Here is a 19,760-nt window from a genome sequence, read left to right as displayed (position 1 = left end):
GTTAAGATAAACATGAAATCAAAACACGAGCCTCATATAATCTTGGGAATATGGCCCATAAGTTTCTACCCAGTTACCGTAAATGACTGGACTATGCAGGATAGTGAACAAAACTGACATGGCGTTTCAAAAGCGAACAGCGCTTACCATGGCCCGGTTTGTGTTGCTTCCTAACAATGCAATGCAAATCGGGCCTTTTTGTTCGGCGTTTGACAAGCTGCTTAGGTTTGGGGAGCGTGTCAAACGATACAAAATCGAATATCAGCTTAAAGGTGGGGACAAAATGAAGCCGCTTGTAGGTGTCATCATGGGAAGTACATCTGATTGGGAAACAATGAAAAATGCGTGCGATATCTTAGAGGAATTAGACATTCCGTATGAAAAACAGGTTGTATCCGCACATCGGACACCTGATTTGATGTTTGAATATGCGACTGAAGCAAGGAGTAAAGGACTAAAGGTCATTATTGCCGGTGCTGGAGGCGCAGCACATTTACCGGGGATGGTCGCAGCGAAAACGACACTGCCGGTCATTGGTGTGCCCGTACAATCAAAAGCACTAAATGGGCTGGATTCGTTATTATCCATCGTTCAAATGCCAGGCGGTGTGCCAGTTGCCACAGTGGCTATTGGCAAAGCCGGTGCAACAAATGCAGGCCTGCTAGCCGCACAAATGATCTCAGCATTTGATGAAACGATTGCAGCTCGTCTTGAAGAAAGAAGAGAACAAACAAAACAGACTGTACTAGAAAGCAGTGATCAGCTTGGCTAAGCAGACCATTTTTCCGAACGCAACTATCGGTATTATCGGCGGAGGACAGCTTGGCAGATACATGGCCGTCAGCGCAAAGCAAATGGGGTACCGGGCAGCTGCCTTAGACCCTGTCACTCAATCTCCTTGTGGACAGGTTGCTGATACTGAAATCACAGCCGCATATAGTGACCTTGAAGCGATTCGACAGCTAGCGGAAATCAGCGATGTGGTGACATATGAGTTTGAAAATATTGATTATGATGCACTTAATCAGTTGAAGGAAGAGGCGTATTTACCGCAAGGAAGCGAACTTCTTCTGTTAACTCAAAACCGTGAAACTGAGAAAAAAGGAATTGTAGACGCAGACTGTGAAGTAGCGCCTTATCGCATTGTTCATGATGAAAAGGAGCTAGAAAACGCAGCGGATGTGCTTGGATTGCCTGCCGTACTGAAAACATGCAGGGGCGGTTACGATGGAAAAGGACAGTACGTGATCAAAGAGAAAGGGCAGCTTCATGAAGCTGCTGCACTCCTCACTCACGGAACTTGTATTTTAGAAAGCTGGGTCCCATTTCAAATGGAGCTCTCAGTCATCGTCGCGCGGTCTGTTCATGGAGAAATTGCGGTATTCCCAGTCGCTGAGAACATTCATAAGCACAATATTTTATTCCAAAGCATTGTGCCTGCAAGGGTAGATGACCGCATTGAGGAAAAGGCGAAAGAGCTGGCAACGACACTGGCTGAAAAGCTAGGGTTAGTCGGTACACTTGCTGTAGAACTGTTCCTGACAAACGAAGGAAAGCTGCTCGTCAATGAACTGGCACCTCGCCCGCATAATTCTGGTCACTATACACTCGATTTATGTGAGACGAGTCAGTTTGAACAGCACGTTCGCGCGATATGTGGTTTGCCGCTTGGCGGTACAGCCCTTTTATCAGAGGGCATGATGGTGAACTTATTAGGCGATGAAGTGGACATTCCAAAAGAGCACCCTGAGCTTTTAAAGGAATCAAAGCTTTATCTATATGGTAAGCATGAAGTGAAAGCCGGCCGCAAAATGGGGCATATGACGTTTATGAAAAAGCTCGATGATGAATGGATGACAAACATCACAAAGATATGGACTGAAAGAGATGGAGGAAACGGGAAATGATCGAACGTTACGCACGACCAGAAATGTCAGCAATCTGGACAGAGGAAAACAAATTTAATGCATGGCTTGAAGTAGAAATTCTTGCTTGTGAAGCTTGGGCAGAACTTGGCATCATTCCGAAAGAAGACGTCGTGACAATGCGCAAGAATGCCAGCTTTGATATTGGACGTATTTTAGAGATTGAACAAGACACGCGCCACGACGTGGTTGCCTTTACGCGTGCTGTATCTGAATCTCTAGGAGAAGAAAGAAAGTGGGTTCATTACGGGTTAACCTCTACAGACGTAGTGGATACGGCGCTTTCATATCTATTAAAACAGGCGAACGATATCTTGCTCAAGGACATTGAGAGATTTGTTGACATACTAAAAGAAAAAGCAAAAGAGCACAAATATACCGTCATGATGGGCCGTACACATGGTGTACACGCTGAACCGACAACATTTGGTCTGAAGCTTGCTCTTTGGTACGAAGAAATGAAGCGTAACTTAGAACGTTTTAAACAAGCAAAAGCTGGCATCGAATTCGGCAAAATCTCTGGTGCTGTTGGCACATATGCGAACATCGACCCGTTTGTTGAGCAATATGTATGTGAGAAACTTGGCATCAAAGCTGCACCAATTTCTACCCAAACCTTGCAGCGTGATCGTCATGCAGATTACATGGCAACTCTTGCTTTAGTCGCTACAAGCATTGAGAAATTTGCTGTTGAAATTCGTGGTCTCCAAAAGAGTGAAACACGCGAAGTAGAAGAGTTCTTCGCAAAGGGACAAAAAGGATCATCGGCTATGCCGCATAAACGGAACCCAATCGGCTCTGAAAACATGACGGGGATTGCCCGCGTCATCCGTGGTTATATGCTGACAGCTTATGAAAATGTACCGCTTTGGCATGAGCGTGATATTTCTCATTCATCTGCTGAGCGCATCATTTTACCAGATGCAACGATTGCACTGAACTATATGCTGAATCGTTTCTCAAACATCGTGAAAAACTTGACGGTCTTCCCTGAGAACATGAAACGTAACATGGACCGCACACTTGGCTTGATTTACTCACAGCGCGTTCTTCTTGCGTTAATCGATACAGGCATGGCACGTGAAGAAGCGTATGACACCGTTCAGCCAAAGGCAATGGAAGCTTGGGAAAAGCAAGTGCATTTCCGTTCATTAGTAGAAGCGGAAGAAAAAATCACATCACGCTTAACACCTGAACAAATTGCGGATTGCTTCGATTACAACTATCACTTGAAAAATGTCGATATGATTTTCGAACGTCTAGGTCTTGCATAAGAAATGGGCCGCCTGCTCGGCAGGCGCCCAATCCTGAAAATTGCAACATTCAAATTAGGAGGCCAACCTGAATGACTGTGAAACAAGAACTTCTCTACGAAGGCAAAGCGAAAAAAATCTATCAGACCGATGACGAGCATATTTTATATGTCGAATATAAAGATTCAGCCACAGCATTTAACGGCGAAAAGAAAGCTGAAATTGAAGGCAAAGGCAGACTGAACAACGAAATTTCAAGCTTAATCTTTCAAATGCTGCATGAGAAAGGGATCAACAATCACTTTGTAAAACGCCTCTCTGAAACAGAACAGCTCATTCAAAAGGTGCAGATTGTACCACTTGAAGTGGTTGTACGAAACGTTGTGGCAGGCAGTATGTCAAAGCGCCTCGGAATTCCAGAGGGAACGCAACTGGACACACCTTTGATCGAGTTTTACTACAAGGATGATGCACTCGGTGATCCGCTCATTACAGAAGATCATATTCGCATTTTACATGCAGCGACACCTGAGCAGGTGGAGGAAATGAAACAGATCACAAGACAAGTGAATGAAGAGTTAAAGCAAATCTTCTCAGATTGCCATGTGAATTTAATTGATTTCAAGCTTGAATTCGGAATAGATCACGAGAATCGTATTTTGCTAGCTGATGAGATTTCACCTGATACGTGCAGGCTTTGGGACAAAGACACAAACGAAAAGCTTGATAAAGACGTGTTCAGACGAAACCTGGGCGGCTTAACGAATGCATACGAAGAAATTTTCAAAAGACTTGGAGGCCATAAACATGTATAAAGTGAAAATTTTTGTCAGCTTAAAAGAGAGCGTTCTTGATCCACAAGGAAGTGCCGTGCAGCACGCTTTGCACAGCATGTCTTATCAGGAAGTAAAGGATGTCCGTATCGGGAAATACATGGAGCTTGTCATTGAAAAATCAGATCGTGATTTAGACACAGTCGTAAAAGAAATGTGTGAAAAATTACTTGCCAACACGGTGATTGAAGATTACCGCTATGAGGTGGAGGAGGTTGTCGCACAGTGAAGTTTGCAGTGATCGTCTTGCCTGGCTCTAACTGTGATATCGATATGTACCATGCGATTCAAGATGAGTTAGGTGAACAAGTTGAATATGTATGGCACGACGAAACGAGTCTTGACCGATTTGACGGTGTACTCGTACCAGGCGGTTTCTCTTATGGGGATTACTTAAGATGTGGTGCGATTGCTCGCTTCTCAAACATCATGCCGGCGGTGAAAAAAGCAGCTGCGGAAGGAAAGCCTGTTCTTGGTGTTTGTAACGGGTTCCAAATTCTTCAGGAGCTTGGCATTCTTCCAGGTGCGATGAGACGAAATAAAGACTTGAAATTTATCTGTCGTCCAGTTGAACTCATTATAGAGAACAACGAAACGCAATTTACAAGCGGCTATCAAAAAGGCGAATCCATTACGATTCCTGTAGCACACGGTGAAGGCAACTTCTACTGTGATGAAGACACTTTAGCGAAGCTCACTGAACGAGGCCAAATCGCTTTCACTTACGGAGACGATATTAACGGCAGTGTCAATCGAATTGCAGGTGTAACGAATGAAGAGGGCAATGTACTCGGCATGATGCCGCACCCTGAGCGCGCAGTTGATTCATTACTAGGCAGCGCAGACGGACTTAAATTGTTTCAATCTATCGTGAAAAATTGGAGGGACACTCATGTCACTACTGCTTGAACCAAGTCACAAGCAAATTAAAGAAGAGAAATTGTATCAGCAAATGGGATTGAGTGATGAAGAATTCGCTTTAATCGAATCCATTATTGGCAGGCTGCCAAACTACACAGAAACGGGTATTTTTTCTGTGATGTGGTCAGAGCATTGCAGTTATAAAAACTCGAAGCCTGTTTTAAGCAAATTCCCGACAAAAGGAGAGCATGTTCTTCAAGGCCCTGGGGAAGGCGCTGGAATCGTTGATATTGGAGACAACCAAGCGGTTGTATTTAAAATCGAATCACATAACCATCCATCTGCGATTGAACCGTATCAAGGAGCGGCAACAGGTGTCGGCGGGATTATCCGTGATGTATTCTCTATGGGTGCGCGTCCAATTGCTGTATTAAACTCTCTTCGTTTTGGTGAACTGACTTCACCGCGCGTGAAGTACTTGTTTGAAGAAGTAGTGGCAGGGATCGCAGGCTATGGAAACTGTATCGGTATTCCAACAGTCGGCGGAGAGGTTCATTTTGATCAAAGCTATGAAGGCAACCCGCTCGTTAACGCCATGTGCGTTGGGTTAATCAATCATGAGGACATCAAAAAAGGCCAGGCCAAAGGTGTTGGCAATACGGTCATGTACGTTGGTGCCAAAACGGGACGTGACGGGATTCACGGTGCAACATTTGCCTCTGAAGAATTTTCTGATGGATCAGAAGAAAAACGTTCAGCTGTTCAAGTGGGCGATCCGTTCATGGAAAAGCTATTGCTTGAAGCGTGCCTTGAAGTCATCAAAAACGATGCGCTCGTTGGTATTCAAGATATGGGAGCAGCTGGCTTAACAAGCTCAAGTGCGGAAATGGCCAGTAAAGCAGGTTCGGGTATCGAGATGAACCTAGACCTCATTCCGCAGCGTGAAACAGGCATGACGGCATATGAAATGATGCTGTCTGAATCTCAAGAGAGAATGCTTTTGGTCATTGAAAAAGGCCGCGAACAAGAAATCATTGATATCTTCGAAAAATACGATCTTGAAGCTGTATCAGTCGGTCATGTGACAGATGATAAAATGCTTCGTTTACTCCATCAAGGTGAAGTGGTTTGTGAACTTCCTGTTGATGCACTTGCAGAGGAAGCACCGGTTTATCACAAGCCGTCAAGTGAGCCTGCTTACTATCGTGAGTTCTTAGAAACAAAAGTCGAAGCACCTGACATCACAGATGCAGCAGATACGTTAAAGCAGCTCCTTCAGCAGCCAACGATTGCAAGTAAAGAATGGGTTTACGATCAATACGACTACATGGTACGAACAAATACAGTCGTTGCACCGGGCTCTGATGCGGGCGTTTTAAGAATCCGTGGAACGAAAAAAGCCCTAGCGATGACAACAGATTGTAACGCACGCTATCTCTACCTTGATCCAGAGGTCGGCGGGAAAATCGCAGTCGCAGAAGCAGCACGTAACATTGTCTGCTCAGGCGCTCGTCCTCTTGCAGTAACAGATAACCTGAACTTCGGTAACCCGGAGAAACCAGAAATTTTTTGGCAAATTGAAAAGTCTGCTGACGGAATTAGCGAAGCATGCCGTACGCTAAGCACACCGGTGATCGGTGGTAACGTCTCTTTATATAACGAATCAAATGGAACAGCGATTTACCCAACACCTGTCATTGGGATGGTTGGTTTGGTTGAAGATACAGCTCATATTACGACTCAATCGTTCCAGCAGGCAGGCGACGTGATTTTCGTCATTGGTGAGACGAAGGAAGAATTTGCAGGCAGTGAGCTTCAAAAGATGACAGAAGGCCGTATCTACGGAAAAGCACCTGAAATTGATTTGGATGTCGAGCTCACGCGTCAGGAAGCCCTTCTAGCGGCGATTCAAAACGGACTTGTTCAATCGGCGCATGATGTATCTGAAGGCGGACTTGGTGTGGCACTTGCTGAGAGTACGTTTGGAACAGACGGCCTTGGTGCTGATATCCAAATCGATTTAAACAGCGAAGCCTCATTATTCAGTGAGACGCAGTCACGTTTTGTTGTGACAGTTAAGCCAGAGCACCGCGAAGCGTTTGCTGCGGCTGTGAAGGATGCAAAAGAAGTCGGAACGGTCACAAATGATGGTGTATTTACGGTCAAAAATCAAGAAGGACAACAATGGATTCATGCAGCAGTCAACGAGCTTGAATGCGCATGGAAAGGAGCGATCCCATGCTTGCTGAAATCAGAGGCTTAAACGAAGAGTGTGGTGTCTTTGGGGTTTGGGGACACGAAGAAGCCCCTCAAATCACATATTACGGATTGCATAGCCTTCAGCACCGAGGACAGGAAGGTGCAGGAATCATTGCAACAGATGGTGAAAACCTGACGTCACACAAAGGCCTTGGACTGATTACGGAAGTCTTTCAAAACGGTGAGCTAAAGGATTTAAAGGGAAGAGGAGCGATCGGACACGTTCGGTATGCGACAGCAGGCGGAGGCGGCTTTGAAAATGTGCAGCCCCTCTTCTTTCGCTCGCAAAATAACGGCAGTCTTGCCCTTGCTCATAACGGGAACTTAGTGAATGCAACGCAATTAAAGCAGCAGCTTGAGAATCAAGGGAGTATTTTCCAGACATCCTCTGATACAGAGGTGCTGGCTCACTTAATTAAGCGCAGCGGGTATGTTGAATTGAAGGAACAGATCAAAAACGCCCTGTCTATGCTTAAAGGAGCCTATGCTTTCTTAATTATGACAGAAACAGAAATGATTGTGGCGCTTGATCCGAACGGCTTACGTCCACTTTCACTTGGTATGCTTGGGGACGCTTATGTTGTCGCTTCTGAAACATGTGCATTTGATGTCGTTGGCGCAACATATTTACGAGATGTGGAGCCTGGCGAAATGCTGATCATTAATGATGAAGGATTAAAATCTGAGCGCTTCTCTATGAACATTAACCGCAGCATGTGCAGCATGGAATATATTTATTTCTCAAGACCTGACAGCAACATCAATGGCATCAACGTGCATAGTGCGAGAAAGAATCTTGGCAAGAAGCTTGCAGAAGAAGCCCATGTGGAAGCAGATGTTGTCACAGGGGTACCAGATTCTAGTATTTCTGCAGCGATTGGATATGCCGAAGCAACAGGCATTCCGTATGAGCTTGGTTTAATTAAAAACCGATATGTCGGCCGGACATTTATTCAGCCGTCTCAAGCATTGCGTGAGCAGGGCGTGCGTATGAAGCTGTCTGCTGTGCGCGGGGTGGTCGAAGGAAAGCGTGTTGTCATGGTGGATGATTCGATCGTACGTGGAACAACGAGCCGCCGAATTGTCACGATGCTAAGAGAAGCGGGTGCAACGGAAGTGCATGTCCGCATTAGTTCACCGCCAATCGCTCATCCGTGTTTTTATGGAATTGATACGTCCACACACGAAGAGCTGATTGCTTCTTCTCATTCAGTTGAAGAAATTAGACAGGAAATCGGTGCAGACTCCATTGCATTTTTATCTGTAGACGGTTTAATGGACGGGATTGGCAGAACGTATGATGATCCGCAGCGTGGTCAGTGTTTAGCATGTTTTACTGGAAAATATCCGACTGAAATTTATGAAGATACTGTCCTTCCGCATGTGAAGGAAACAGTCCTGACGAAATAATCGAATAATGGAGCAGCAGTCAAGATGATTTGATATGCTGCTCTTTCATTCTGCCGAAAATACATGGAAGAAAGCAGATAAAAGGAGTGAATGGGATGTCAGAAGCATATAAAAACGCCGGTGTCGACATCGAAGCAGGATACGAAGCCGTCAAACGAATGAAAACACACGTAGAACGCACAAAACGAGCAGGCGTCATGGGTGCTCTAGGCGGATTTGGCGGTATGTTTGATCTATCTGAGCTGCCATACAAAAAGCCCGTTCTTGTCTCAGGAACAGATGGTGTCGGAACGAAATTAAAGCTTGCCTTTTTAATGGATAAACACGATACGATCGGCGTAGATGCCGTGGCGATGTGTGTCAACGATGTGCTTGCACAAGGGGCAGAGCCGCTCTTTTTCTTAGATTATTTAGCTGTCGGAAAAGCAGATCCATTGAAAATTGAATCCATTGTTAAAGGGGTGGCTGACGGCTGCGAGCAATCTGGTTCGGCGCTTGTCGGCGGAGAGACAGCAGAAATGCCAGGTCTTTACACAGAAGAAGAATATGATATTGCTGGTTTTTCAGTAGGCGTCGTTGAAAAGGATGAAATCGTGACAGGAAACGGTATGAAAGAGGGGCATTTGCTCATTGGACTCAGCTCAAGTGGAATTCATAGCAATGGCTACTCTCTCGTTCGCAAAGTATTGCTGGAAGACGCTGGTCTTGATCTTCATCAAACGTATGAACCTTTTACAAGACCGCTTGGAGAAGAGCTGCTTGAACCGACGAAAATTTATGTAAAGCCTGTTCTCAAACAAGTGAAAGCCGGTAAAATTGACGGGATGGCACATGTGACAGGCGGCGGCTTTATTGAGAATTTACCACGTATGCTGCCTGAAGGGCTTGGCGTTGAAATTGATAACGGCTCATGGCCAGTACCGCCTATTTTCTCCTTCATTCAAGAAAAAGGACTGTTGAAGTCAGAAGAGATGTTTAATGTGTTTAATATGGGCATTGGCTTTGTCTTAGCTGTAAAAGAGGATCATTTAGTTGATGTGATCAGCGGGCTTGAACAAGACGGAGAAAAAGCATTTCTCATTGGGCGTGTTCAAAAAGGAGAAGGTGTCACATTCGGCGGTGGAAGCCTCTCATGAAGAAGTTTGCGATCTTCGCCTCTGGAAGCGGGACGAATTTTCAAGCCATTATGGATACGTTAAAAGAAGAAGAGTGGCAGGCAGAGGCCGCCATTGTGATTTGTGATAAACCGGGTGCGAAGGTGCTGGAGCGTGCTGAGAAAGAGGGCATCCCCTCCTTTGCTTTTACGCCGAAGGCTTTTCCAAGCAAAGCCGCTTTTGAACAAACCATTATTGAACAGCTTACGCTTCATGAAGTGGAATGGATTTTCCTCGCTGGGTATATGAGACTGATCGGTCCGACATTACTTGAAGCATACAGAGGGAAAATCGTGAATATCCATCCATCTTTACTGCCAGCATTCCCAGGGCTTGATGCCATTGGACAAGCCTATCAAGCAGGAGTCAAAGTGGCAGGCATCACCGTCCATTATGTTGACGAAGGCATGGATACGGGCCCGATTATTGACCAAGCAGCGATCCATATAGAACAAGGCGAAGACCTTGAATCAATTGAAAAAAGAATGCATGAACTAGAACACACACTATATCCAAAAGTGATCAAATCACTTTTAGAATTATCTTAATGAGGTGACAAAGGCATGACGATCAAACGCGCATTAATCAGTGTTTCCGATAAAACGAATCTTGTACCTTTTGTGAAAGCATTAACAGAACTGGGTGTTGAAGTCATTTCAACTGGAGGTACACATAAGCTTCTTCAAGAGAACGGCATTGATGTCATTGGGATTTCTGAAGTGACTGGATTCCCAGAAATCATGGACGGACGACTCAAAACACTTCACCCGAATATTCATGGTGGACTTTTAGCAGTGAGAGAAAACGATGAGCATATGGCACAGATTGAAAAGCATGGCATTCAGCCGATTGATCTTGTTGTCGTGAACCTCTATCCATTCAAAGAGACGATCTCAAAAGACGATGTGACATATGAAGAAGCGATTGAAAACATTGATATTGGCGGACCGGGAATGCTTCGTGCAGCATCAAAAAACCACCAAGACGTCACAGTGATTGTCGATCCTCGTGACTATGATACAGTCATCCAGCAAATCAAAGAAGGCGGCGTGTCACTCGAGAAAAAACGTGAGCTCGCTGCAAAGGTATTCCGTCATACGGCTGCTTACGATGCTCTGATTGCGGATTACTTAACAAACTTTGTGGGCGAAACAGAGCCAGAACAGTTCACTGTCACGTTTGAGAAAAAACAATCCCTTCGTTATGGAGAAAACCCTCACCAAGCGGCGACTTTCTATGAAAATGCTCTTCCAGCCAAAGGTTCTTTGGCTACTGCAAAGCAATTACATGGAAAAGAACTTTCCTACAACAATATCAAAGATGCAGATGCCGCTCTTCAAATTGTACGTGAATTCACGGAGCCAGCAGCTGTCGCTGTGAAGCATATGAACCCGTGCGGCGTTGGTACAGGAGAAACAATTGCAGAAGCATTTGACCGAGCATTCAAAGCAGATGAAACGTCTATTTTTGGCGGTATTGTGGCACTTAACCGTGAAGTAGACAAACAAACGGCTGAGGTGCTGCATACGATTTTCTTAGAAATTGTCATCGCCCCATCGTTCAGCCAAGAAGCGCTTGACGTGTTAACAGCGAAAAAGAACCTTCGTCTATTAACATTAGATGTAGAAGCGAATCTCGGGAAAAAGGAAAAACAGCTGACAAGTGTCCATGGCGGACTGCTTGTTCAGGATATTGACACGTACGGCTTAGAGGAAGCAACCATCTCTATTCCAACGAAAAGAGAACCAACAGAAGACGAATGGAAAGACTTAAAGCTTGCTTGGAAAGTCGTCAAGCATGTGAAATCAAATGCTATTGTCCTTGCGAAAGATCAAATGACAGCAGGAATCGGTGCTGGTCAAATGAACCGCGTGGGCTCAGCGAACATTGCCATTGAGCAAGCTGGTGAAAAGGCAAAAGGAAGCGCACTAGGCTCTGATGCATTCTTCCCAATGGGCGATACAGTGGAAGCTGCTGCAAAGGCAGGCGTCACAGCGATCATTCAGCCAGGCGGATCTATTCGTGATGAAGAATCGATTCAAAAAGCAGATGAATACGGCATCGCCATGGTCTTCACTGGCGTTAGACATTTCAAACATTAAGGGGATGACAGTGTGAACGTATTAATTATCGGCAGAGGCGGAAGAGAGCATACCATCGCATGGAAAGTGAATCAAAGTGAACTTGTCAGCCAAGTATTTGTCGCACCCGGCAATGATGGAATGACAGATGCTGCGAAGCTTGTACCAATCGACGAAGGCGATCATGAGTCATTAATTCGTTTTGCAAAAGAAAACGAAATCGGCTTAACCATTGTCGGTCCAGAGGTTCCTTTAATCGCAGGTGTCGTTGATGCATTTGAAGAAGCAGGTCTAAAAGTATTTGGACCGAATGCAAAAGCTGCGGTCATTGAAGGCTCAAAGGAATTTGCAAAAGACTTAATGAAGAACTACGATATCCCAACAGCCGCTTACGCCGCCTTTACCTCGTTTGAAGAAGCAAAGGCATATGTGGAAGAAAAGGGTGCGCCGATAGTTATTAAAGCAGACGGGCTTGCCGCAGGAAAAGGCGTCACAGTGGCCATGACGCTTGAAGAGGCGGTCGATTGTCTGCATGATTTCTTAGAGGATGAAAAGTTTGGCGATGCAAGTGCATCTGTCGTCATCGAAGAATTTTTAACAGGCGAAGAATTTTCACTCATGGCCTTTGTCAACGGAGAAAAGGTGTACCCGATGGTGATTGCGCAGGATCACAAACGGGCCTTTGAAGATGACAAAGGGCCGAATACCGGCGGGATGGGCGCTTATTCACCAGTTCCGCAAATTTCAGATGAAGTCGTCCAAAAAGCGGTGGAAGATGTCGTCAAACCGGCAGCTCGCGCGATGGTGCAGGAAGGGCGTCCATTTACAGGCATTTTATATGCAGGTTTAATGCTGACACCAGAAGGCTCAAAGGTGATTGAATTCAATGCACGCTTTGGCGATCCTGAAACGCAGGTTGTCCTCCCTCGTCTTGAATCAGATCTAGTTCAAGTCTTTCTCGACATTCTAGACGGAAAAGATGTGGACTTACAGTGGAAAGACACTGCCGCTGTCAGTGTAGTTCTTGCTTCAGAAGGATACCCAGAGGACTATGCAAAAGGCACGCCAATTGGTGCCTTGCAAACGACTGTGTCTGATGTCGTGACCTTCCATGCAGGAACAAAAAAAGAAAACGAGCAATTCGTCACAAATGGCGGCCGTGTAGCGAATGTCACTGCATTTGATGACACGTTTGAAGCGGCAAGATCAAGAGTATATGAAGCCGTTGAAGAAATCATTCAACCAGGGCTATTTTATCGCCGTGACATTGGCGCCCGTGCGTTGAAGGCTGCGGGGAAAACTAAGCACTGAATTTCAGATAGTACAGATGGTAGATAGTTAACGAATCTTTTGATTCATAGAATGATATGATAATAACAGAAAAAAATGTTGAAATATATATATATTGTGATAATATGGTTTTAGGTCCAATAAATAGGGGGTGAATACTATGAAATTATTAATTATGCTAACTGGAACTTTCGGTATTTCATCAGGTACCGCTGGTGCGATTTATGTAGCTTTAAATCAGGCTTTTAAAAGCGGAGCGTTATCAGTTGGAAGAGTTATGCTTTTAATGGCTGGCACAGGGGTTGGTGCACTCTTAATTGGTGCTATTTTTGCTTTTGGTGGTGCTTTTATTATTAAGAAATTGAAAGCCGGCAGAGCAGCAACTGTAGCTTGGTAACAGTGATAAATCCGATATTACGATATCGGATTTATTTTTAATAGGAGGTAATATGTTTAGGATAATTATATTGGAAATTAAAGCAATTACAAGACAATATAAAGATATATATAAGATCAGCTCTCAAGAGGCCTTTATGTATCTTCTTTTTTTTATGTTGACCATACTTTTATTTTACATACTCAGTTTATTTAAAATTAAGTTATTAAATGTACAAAAAATCATTTATGTCTTTTCTATTTTCTTATCAATAAGCATTCATAAAAATTTCCTTTACGAATACGTAAAAAATAAAAGAATTGAGTATCCCGAGGTTTTCCCACTAAACAGAGAAAAATTCTTTTACATCAAAGCAATAAAGTATGATTATATTGTACTGATGGAAAGTTTAATTATATTCATACCAATTGGAATAGCTTTTTGGTTAGCTGGTTACTCATCATTATATAACGCTATCTTTTTCATAATTACGGCACTTCTTATTTATTTGATAACAAATAATATAGTTTCAGTAGTGAAATTTTTAAAAATGAAGTTAGTAAAACCAGTGGTTACAATCTTTTTTAAATCATTGATGTTAGTCTTATTCTTTTATATTGTTTCAATAGCTATTAGTGAATTAGAAAAAATAATAGGGTATTTGTATAATGATAAAAAAATAGACCTATTTACCTATTTTGATAATCTTGGATATTTTTTCTCGTTAGATATATTTAATTCTATTTTTATAATGCTCAGCTTTATGATATTGTTGATAGTTGTTTTATTAAAAGTGTTACTATATTCTCGATTAAATTTAGTGAATAATATGGAAAATGAAAGAGGGATGTTATTTAATAGAAGATTTTTCAAGTCGCCGATTTTAAATAAAGAAATTAAATATCTTACATCTCAAGGTATATTAGAAAAGGTTCTAACCAACTTTTTTGTTTATTTCATCGCAAGTATGCTTTTATTAATGCTCAATTTTATAATTAAAGTTGAAATAATAATTCCTAATAATTTAGTATTGTTGCTATTGATTGGTGAAAGTTTGAGAGCAGTTGAGGAGTTATCAAAAAATTATTTAGGAAATGAAAAAAAATACGTAGAAAATTATATTTTTTCTGGGTTTGATTTAACTAATTTGTTAATAAATAAAATCATACTAAACAACATTATTATTTTGGTTAGCATGCTTCCAATTTTAATTTTATTTACTATCATTTTTAAATTCTCACTAGCGTTTTTTCTTTTAGCCCTTGTATGTCTAATATTAAATACAATTAGTTTTTCAATAATAAGTGTTTATTTTAATAGTGCTAAAACTTCATTTGTAAATAAACTGGCAATCCCGCATAGATATGCTCCGTATAAAAAAATGGCATTCAATACTTTGATTTTATACTCAAATTTAATCATTATTATTTTTTTCGAACTGATTTTTAATGGTTGGTTTAGAATTTTTCTTAGTACTGTTTTCTTAATTGTACAAACATTAATAGTCCTAATCAGTTTTTCTTTAATTTTAAGAAAGAAACGTGAGGTTTTGTATGGGGAATATTCTTATTCAGTATTTAAAAAAAATAGATAGGGTGATGATATTTAGTATCATGCTATCTATTATTACACTAGCGATTTCTTTTTTTACAGGATTTAATATGAAAGATAGTTTTGTTGAAAATCATCTAGAACTAAGTTTTTGGGATATTTTCATAAATAATTCCATAGTATCTATTATGTTTTTTTTAGGAGCTATAACCTTTGGTTTGTTAAATTTTATATATCTTTTTATAAATGGTTATTATATCGGGACAACATTTTCATATAAAATTTCTAGTGAAGGTCTTCAACAAACAATTGACCTTGTTTTCTGGCATGGATTATTAGAAGTACCTTCACTAATTTTGAGTTCTTCATTAGGTTTTGTACCATTGTTATTGGTAATATTCAGTGCGCACTCAAGTAAAAAAATAAAAATAAAAAAATATCTAAAGTATGCAGTAGTGGTTATTTTATTGGTATTTATTTTAAATGCTTTGGCAGCCCTAATAGAGAGTACGACATTTTAAAGGAGGATTATATGTACATATCGAAAATATTTAATCAAAAGAAATATATAGTGTTGTGTTTATTTATTAGTATCTTGTTGTATTCTCTAATATATCAACATGTAGACACTGGTATAAAATCCGCATTTAATGATATTATCAAAGCTTCAGGTACGGATATAAATGCATTAGAGTTTGAAGGAATAAAGAAGATTGAGTCAATATTGACAAGTGTCTATTTTCAACTACCTATGCAACTCATTACAAGTTTAATTAACTTGTATGCAATTGGTGTTTTATACTTTATTTTCAATAAAGTCATAAATATATTTAAAACTAAGAAGACTGATCTTACTTATTCAGGAATTGTCAATATACTTTATGTGGGGCTGTATATTCAAGTAGTTGATCTCTTAGTGCAATCTATAATAATGATAACTTCTAAAACTTCTTTAGACTACTATCAAAATTCTTGGTCTTCTATATATTGGTTGTACTTTGTTCTAATTCAAACAACAGTAGTTATAATACTTTTCAAAAAGTATTATAATGTTCTGTTCTCTCCTGTAATCTTCTTTTTATTTCTAATCTTGATTCAATGTGTAATAAGGTTTGGTGATTTCTTTTGAGTTTACTAAGTGTTAGAAATGTTACTAAAGTATTTGAGCGGGAAAAAATCATTTTGGATAATATATCTTTAGACTTAGAAGAGAATGATATTACGTTTATTTTGGGATCAAACGGTGCCGGGAAAACAACATTATTACAGATACTTTTAGGATTAATTGAAAAGCAAGAGGGTGATGTTTTATTTGAAGGGAAAAAATTGAATTATCCTCTATCAAATGAGTTTAAAAGAAAAATCGGCTATGTTTCAGATCAACCATTATTAATTGAGTATTTAACTGCACTAGAAAATTTAGAGTATATTAGTTTTATCTATAATATTAAATATTCCCGAAATGATTTCATTGAAATCTTACAAAGGTATGGTTTAATGGATGTTGATGATAAACTGGTAAAGAACTTTTCTCGAGGCATGCGTACAAAATTAAATCTGTGTTTTTTAGATATTATTGATCCAATGGTTATCTATATGGATGAACCGACAATCGGCTTAGATGTAATGAGTATACAATATCTAACATCTAAAATTCTGGAGTTTAAAAAAAATGGTAAGACTCTTCTCATCACATCTCATGATATGGCCTTTGTTATGCAACTTGCTGAACATATATATATACTTCACGGTGGAATAATTAAACGGATGAACGATTTGAAGGTCAATTCTTCTAATTCTTTAAAAACATTTAATGAATATATACAATCAGAAATAAAAACTATGAACGGGGACATAGAAAATGATTTTTAAAGGATTTATTGTTTTTTCACTAATTTTACTTATCCTAACTATTGTTTTTTCAAATCTTTTGATGTTTCAAGCAGAAAAGCAAAACAAAGTCAAAAAGGCCTCAGCCATTAGCTATATGACCATTTCGATTTTTTCTGGCATCGCTATTTCTTCATTTTTAATTTGGAAGTTCTTTATTAGCTGATTCATAAGAGAGGGTGAGTGTATGGTGCAATTGAAGGAACTTGCAAACGAGCGTTTTTCTGCTTTGATCTGTATGGATCCATTCAATGAGCGAATTCGATTAGATGATTATAGCGGCAGGGTTCGGGATGTGATTCAGTCCGTGCTTCAGGAAGCGGCGGACTGCAAGGCTTCTAAGGTCATTGTAAAAGTAAGGCGTGAGCATATGCCGCTTTTTTTAGAGAAGGGCTTTCGGCTTGAAGGGGTGTTTTCTCATTATTTTCTTGGAAGTGATGCATACGGCATGTCGCTCTTTCTGACCGAAGATCGAATGAACAGCCCGTTTTGGCTGAAGGAAGATGAAATCGTTGCGTCTATTCAAGAAAAGCCGATTAAAAAAGACCAAGGCACATGGCAGGATGAGTATGTGATGAGGAAAGCCGGTCCAGAGGATGTGCACAAGCTGGCAAAGCTCTATGATACCGTCTTTGAAACGTATCCCACGCCAATGAACGAGCCAGATTACATCCAAAAGGTGATGGAGGAAGGGACAGTCTTTTATGCCGTCGAACATGACGGTCATATTGTGAGTGCGGCATCCGCCGAAATCAATGCACCGTATGGACATGCGGAATTAACAGATTGTGCAACCCTTCCAACATACAGAAAACTAGGATTCATGCATCATTTGATTCTAGCACTCGAAAAAGAGCTTCAATCGATGCATATCTATGTCTTTTATTCTCTTGCACGTGCACTGTCCTATGGGATGAATCAAGTGTTTTATCAGCTTGGGTATACGTATACCGGGCGTTTCCAAAACAACTGCTATATTTTTGACAAAATTGAAGATATGAATCTATGGGTGAAAACGCCGAATGAATCATGAAATGGTTCTCATCTGATCAAGCAGACCAGATAGGCGGTAAGCCATGATGCTTAGCTGCAGCTTCATCCGATCATCAGTGGATTTGAGGCGGCAGCCTGTTCTCGTTTCAATTTGTTTCAGCCGGTAGCTTAATGTATGCCGATGAATAAACAATTCCCCCGCAGATTTTTGAATATTTTCATTGTGTGCCAAATACACTTCGAGTGTATGGATCAGATCAGCCCCTTGTTTTTTCGTATAAAGCAAAGGGCTTAACAGCTCCACGTAAAAGTCATGCAAATTCATTCCGGCTTCGTTCATTTCAAGGAGCATACCATATAAGCCGAGCTTCTGATAATGAATGATGCTCTCGTCTGTTTTTAAAAGAGGAAGAAGTTTTGCTGCATACTGGGCTTCCTTTGCACTTTTTGCAAAGAGAATGATCTGATCATAGGCTCTGCCAATGCCAATCACAATCGGATGAAGCGGGAAAAAATAAGACCAAGTGCTCCGGCACTCCTCTGATGCGCTATACCACTCCGTTTCTTGAAACGCTTTCTTTCCCGCTGGTGTCAGCACAAAAACGGAATCAAGCCTTGCCTTTAGTAAGAAAGGAATATGTCTGCGTTCAAATATCGATGTGAGTAATTGAGATAGGCGCTGCACCATCTGGTGATCGAGCTGTGTGTGCTGATGCTGAAATTGAAAGTAGATGACCACTTGTTCATCGCTCATATCATATTGAAGCTTTCTTGCTTGTTCGACCACATAGCTTTCTTCTGTGTATTGCTGCTGCAACATATCATCTAACAAATGTCCCTGCATTTGGTTTTCTGTATCTTGAATGGCCTTTTGTTTCAGCCATTCAATGGCATACACCGCCCCGGCATGCTCGATCGCGATCGCATCGAGATGATGCCACGCCTCCTTTTTCTTTAAAGACACAATAAACCCGAAAATATCGCCCATCGCAATCACCGGGCATGCAGCGAGGACAAACGCACCACACGTGTCATAGACGAGCCGCCCTTTCTCCTCTGCCTGCTTGAGAAGAGGAGTGGTCTCAATTGGTTCACGATCTGTCAAAAAGCCAAAAGCAGGAGAATACGTCACTTCATCCTTTACAAGATGAGCAGCCTTTTGATGCAAAAAGACATCGAGCACGACGATGTTCGCCGTAGTGAGATGTGCCAGCTCATCCGTAATTTGCGTCACATTCTTATTGCTCACATTTAAATGGGTCAGTCTTTGATGAATCGCTGAAGAATATTTGAGTTGATGGAGCTGACTGCTGACGATTTGCTCTAGGACGGCTTTTGTAATGTCTGAGAAATTGACATGTGAAGGAATCTCAATGAGCGGAATGCCGCTGCTTTTGGCCGCTTGAATCAGTGATGCTGGGATCTCCGTTAAGTACACGCCTTTATAAATCGCAATGGCTGATAGACGCTGAGATTGAATCAATTTTTCAAGCCGTATGCGTCTTTCCTTATTTTCTGCAAGCCCAAATCCGGTTGTGACGAGTAGTTCCCCTTCTGAAACCCTAGAAGTGTCCTCGATAATTTCCACAATGGTCACCCACTGAATGAGGCGGTCCAGTCCATTTTCTCCAGCAAGCAGTTTTGTTTCCTTCATAATATCGAGCGAGAGTGCGTCTTTGACGAGAATCGCCATAGACTCATGACCTCCTTTTGAACACTTTTATACACGATGTATAAAAAATGTGTGTGAAATTCGGGCATGTGGCGAATGGAGGATGACTGCCCTCTTGATTAAGCTAATCTTATAACAAGTATACAAAATTTTCTTGCGATTCATGTGAAAAGAAAGATGCAGCTGCTGACGAGAGAGGGAGGAATGGCAAA

General features: G+C 41.5%; 18 protein-coding genes and 1 riboswitch. Of the genes, 17 read left to right on the top strand and 1 reads right to left on the bottom strand.

Annotation, left to right across the window (positions count from 1 at the left end):
• The first annotated feature begins 12 nt into the window (after nt 1-12).
• Nucleotides 13-114: riboswitch (purine riboswitch) on the top strand.
• Between the two features lie 169 nt (nt 115-283).
• The 17 genes from purE to ablB all read left to right on the top strand — a co-directional run bounded on the left by purE (nt 284) and on the right by ablB (nt 17,916).
• The gene (gene purE, locus R0K30_RS10215) at nt 284-772 is read left to right on the top strand and encodes a 5-(carboxyamino)imidazole ribonucleotide mutase (RefSeq protein WP_410610564.1); all 489 of its coding nucleotides are present in this window, start codon (nt 284-286) and stop codon (nt 770-772) included.
• Complete coding sequence (purK, locus tag R0K30_RS10210; protein WP_410610513.1) at nt 765-1,907, top strand: 5-(carboxyamino)imidazole ribonucleotide synthase; 1,143 nt, start codon at nt 765-767, stop codon at nt 1,905-1,907. The genes purE and purK overlap by 8 nt, the downstream gene beginning before the upstream one ends.
• Nucleotides 1,904-3,199, top strand: coding sequence for an adenylosuccinate lyase (gene purB, locus R0K30_RS10205; RefSeq protein ID WP_099727396.1), 1,296 nt, complete (start codon nt 1,904-1,906; stop codon nt 3,197-3,199). The genes purK and purB overlap by 4 nt, the downstream gene beginning before the upstream one ends.
• A 71-nt stretch (nt 3,200-3,270) precedes the next feature.
• A complete protein-coding gene (purC, locus tag R0K30_RS10200) occupies nt 3,271-3,993 on the top strand; it encodes a phosphoribosylaminoimidazolesuccinocarboxamide synthase (protein ID WP_099727395.1) in 723 nt (240 codons plus the stop codon).
• On the top strand, nt 3,986-4,240 hold the full coding sequence (gene purS / locus R0K30_RS10195) for a phosphoribosylformylglycinamidine synthase subunit PurS (protein ID WP_003214349.1): 255 nt from the start codon (nt 3,986-3,988) through the stop codon (nt 4,238-4,240). The genes purC and purS overlap by 8 nt, the downstream gene beginning before the upstream one ends.
• A complete protein-coding gene (gene purQ / locus R0K30_RS10190; RefSeq protein ID WP_410610510.1) occupies nt 4,237-4,920 on the top strand; it encodes a phosphoribosylformylglycinamidine synthase subunit PurQ in 684 nt (227 codons plus the stop codon). The genes purS and purQ overlap by 4 nt, the downstream gene beginning before the upstream one ends.
• Nucleotides 4,904-7,135, top strand: a complete 2,232-nt coding sequence (gene purL / locus R0K30_RS10185) for a phosphoribosylformylglycinamidine synthase subunit PurL (RefSeq protein WP_230031511.1) — start codon at nt 4,904-4,906, stop codon at nt 7,133-7,135. Before purQ ends, purL begins: the two co-directional genes overlap by 17 nt.
• Entirely contained in the window at nt 7,111-8,541 is a 1,431-nt protein-coding gene (purF, locus tag R0K30_RS10180) for an amidophosphoribosyltransferase (protein ID WP_099727392.1), read from the top strand. Before purL ends, purF begins: the two co-directional genes overlap by 25 nt.
• 95 nt (nt 8,542-8,636) lie before the next feature.
• On the top strand, nt 8,637-9,677 hold the full coding sequence (purM, locus tag R0K30_RS10175; RefSeq protein WP_410610507.1) for a phosphoribosylformylglycinamidine cyclo-ligase: 1,041 nt from the start codon (nt 8,637-8,639) through the stop codon (nt 9,675-9,677).
• Complete coding sequence (purN, locus tag R0K30_RS10170; RefSeq protein ID WP_099727390.1) at nt 9,674-10,243, top strand: phosphoribosylglycinamide formyltransferase; 570 nt, start codon at nt 9,674-9,676, stop codon at nt 10,241-10,243. Before purM ends, purN begins: the two co-directional genes overlap by 4 nt.
• A 15-nt stretch (nt 10,244-10,258) precedes the next feature.
• The gene (gene purH / locus R0K30_RS10165) at nt 10,259-11,797 is read left to right on the top strand and encodes a bifunctional phosphoribosylaminoimidazolecarboxamide formyltransferase/IMP cyclohydrolase (protein ID WP_410610504.1); all 1,539 of its coding nucleotides are present in this window, start codon (nt 10,259-10,261) and stop codon (nt 11,795-11,797) included.
• Nucleotides 11,798-11,809: 12 nt separating this feature from the next.
• Nucleotides 11,810-13,087 carry a phosphoribosylamine--glycine ligase gene (gene purD, locus R0K30_RS10160; RefSeq protein ID WP_410610502.1) on the top strand — a complete coding sequence of 426 codons (1,278 nt, stop codon included), beginning with the start codon at nt 11,810-11,812 and terminating at the stop codon, nt 13,085-13,087.
• A gap of 139 nt (nt 13,088-13,226) precedes the next feature.
• The gene (locus R0K30_RS10155; protein WP_212046334.1) at nt 13,227-13,463 is read left to right on the top strand and encodes a hypothetical protein; all 237 of its coding nucleotides are present in this window, start codon (nt 13,227-13,229) and stop codon (nt 13,461-13,463) included.
• Nucleotides 13,464-13,533: 70 nt separating this feature from the next.
• A complete protein-coding gene (locus R0K30_RS10150; RefSeq protein ID WP_268496248.1) occupies nt 13,534-15,036 on the top strand; it encodes a hypothetical protein in 1,503 nt (500 codons plus the stop codon).
• A complete protein-coding gene (locus tag R0K30_RS10145) occupies nt 14,996-15,514 on the top strand; it encodes a stage II sporulation protein M (RefSeq protein WP_268496247.1) in 519 nt (172 codons plus the stop codon). Before R0K30_RS10150 ends, R0K30_RS10145 begins: the two co-directional genes overlap by 41 nt.
• Before the next feature lie 604 nt (nt 15,515-16,118).
• The gene (locus R0K30_RS10140; RefSeq protein ID WP_268496245.1) at nt 16,119-16,865 is read left to right on the top strand and encodes an ABC transporter ATP-binding protein; all 747 of its coding nucleotides are present in this window, start codon (nt 16,119-16,121) and stop codon (nt 16,863-16,865) included.
• Between the two features lie 205 nt (nt 16,866-17,070).
• Nucleotides 17,071-17,916, top strand: a complete 846-nt coding sequence (ablB, locus tag R0K30_RS10135; RefSeq protein WP_249705249.1) for a putative beta-lysine N-acetyltransferase — start codon at nt 17,071-17,073, stop codon at nt 17,914-17,916.
• Here the strand turns inward: ablB and R0K30_RS10130 are convergent.
• Nucleotides 17,911-19,569: a PucR family transcriptional regulator gene (locus R0K30_RS10130; RefSeq protein WP_099727385.1), complete on the bottom strand. Its 1,659-nt coding sequence runs from the start codon at nt 19,567-19,569 to the stop codon at nt 17,911-17,913. The genes ablB and R0K30_RS10130 overlap by 6 nt on opposite strands.
• Between the last annotated feature and the right edge of the window lie 191 nt (nt 19,570-19,760).

It is taken from the genome of Bacillus sp. SIMBA_154 (assembly GCF_046536015.1).
Taxonomy (GTDB): Bacteria; Bacillota; Bacilli; order Bacillales; family Bacillaceae; genus Bacillus; species Bacillus pumilus_P.
This window is presented reverse-complemented; position numbering and strand designations above follow the sequence as displayed.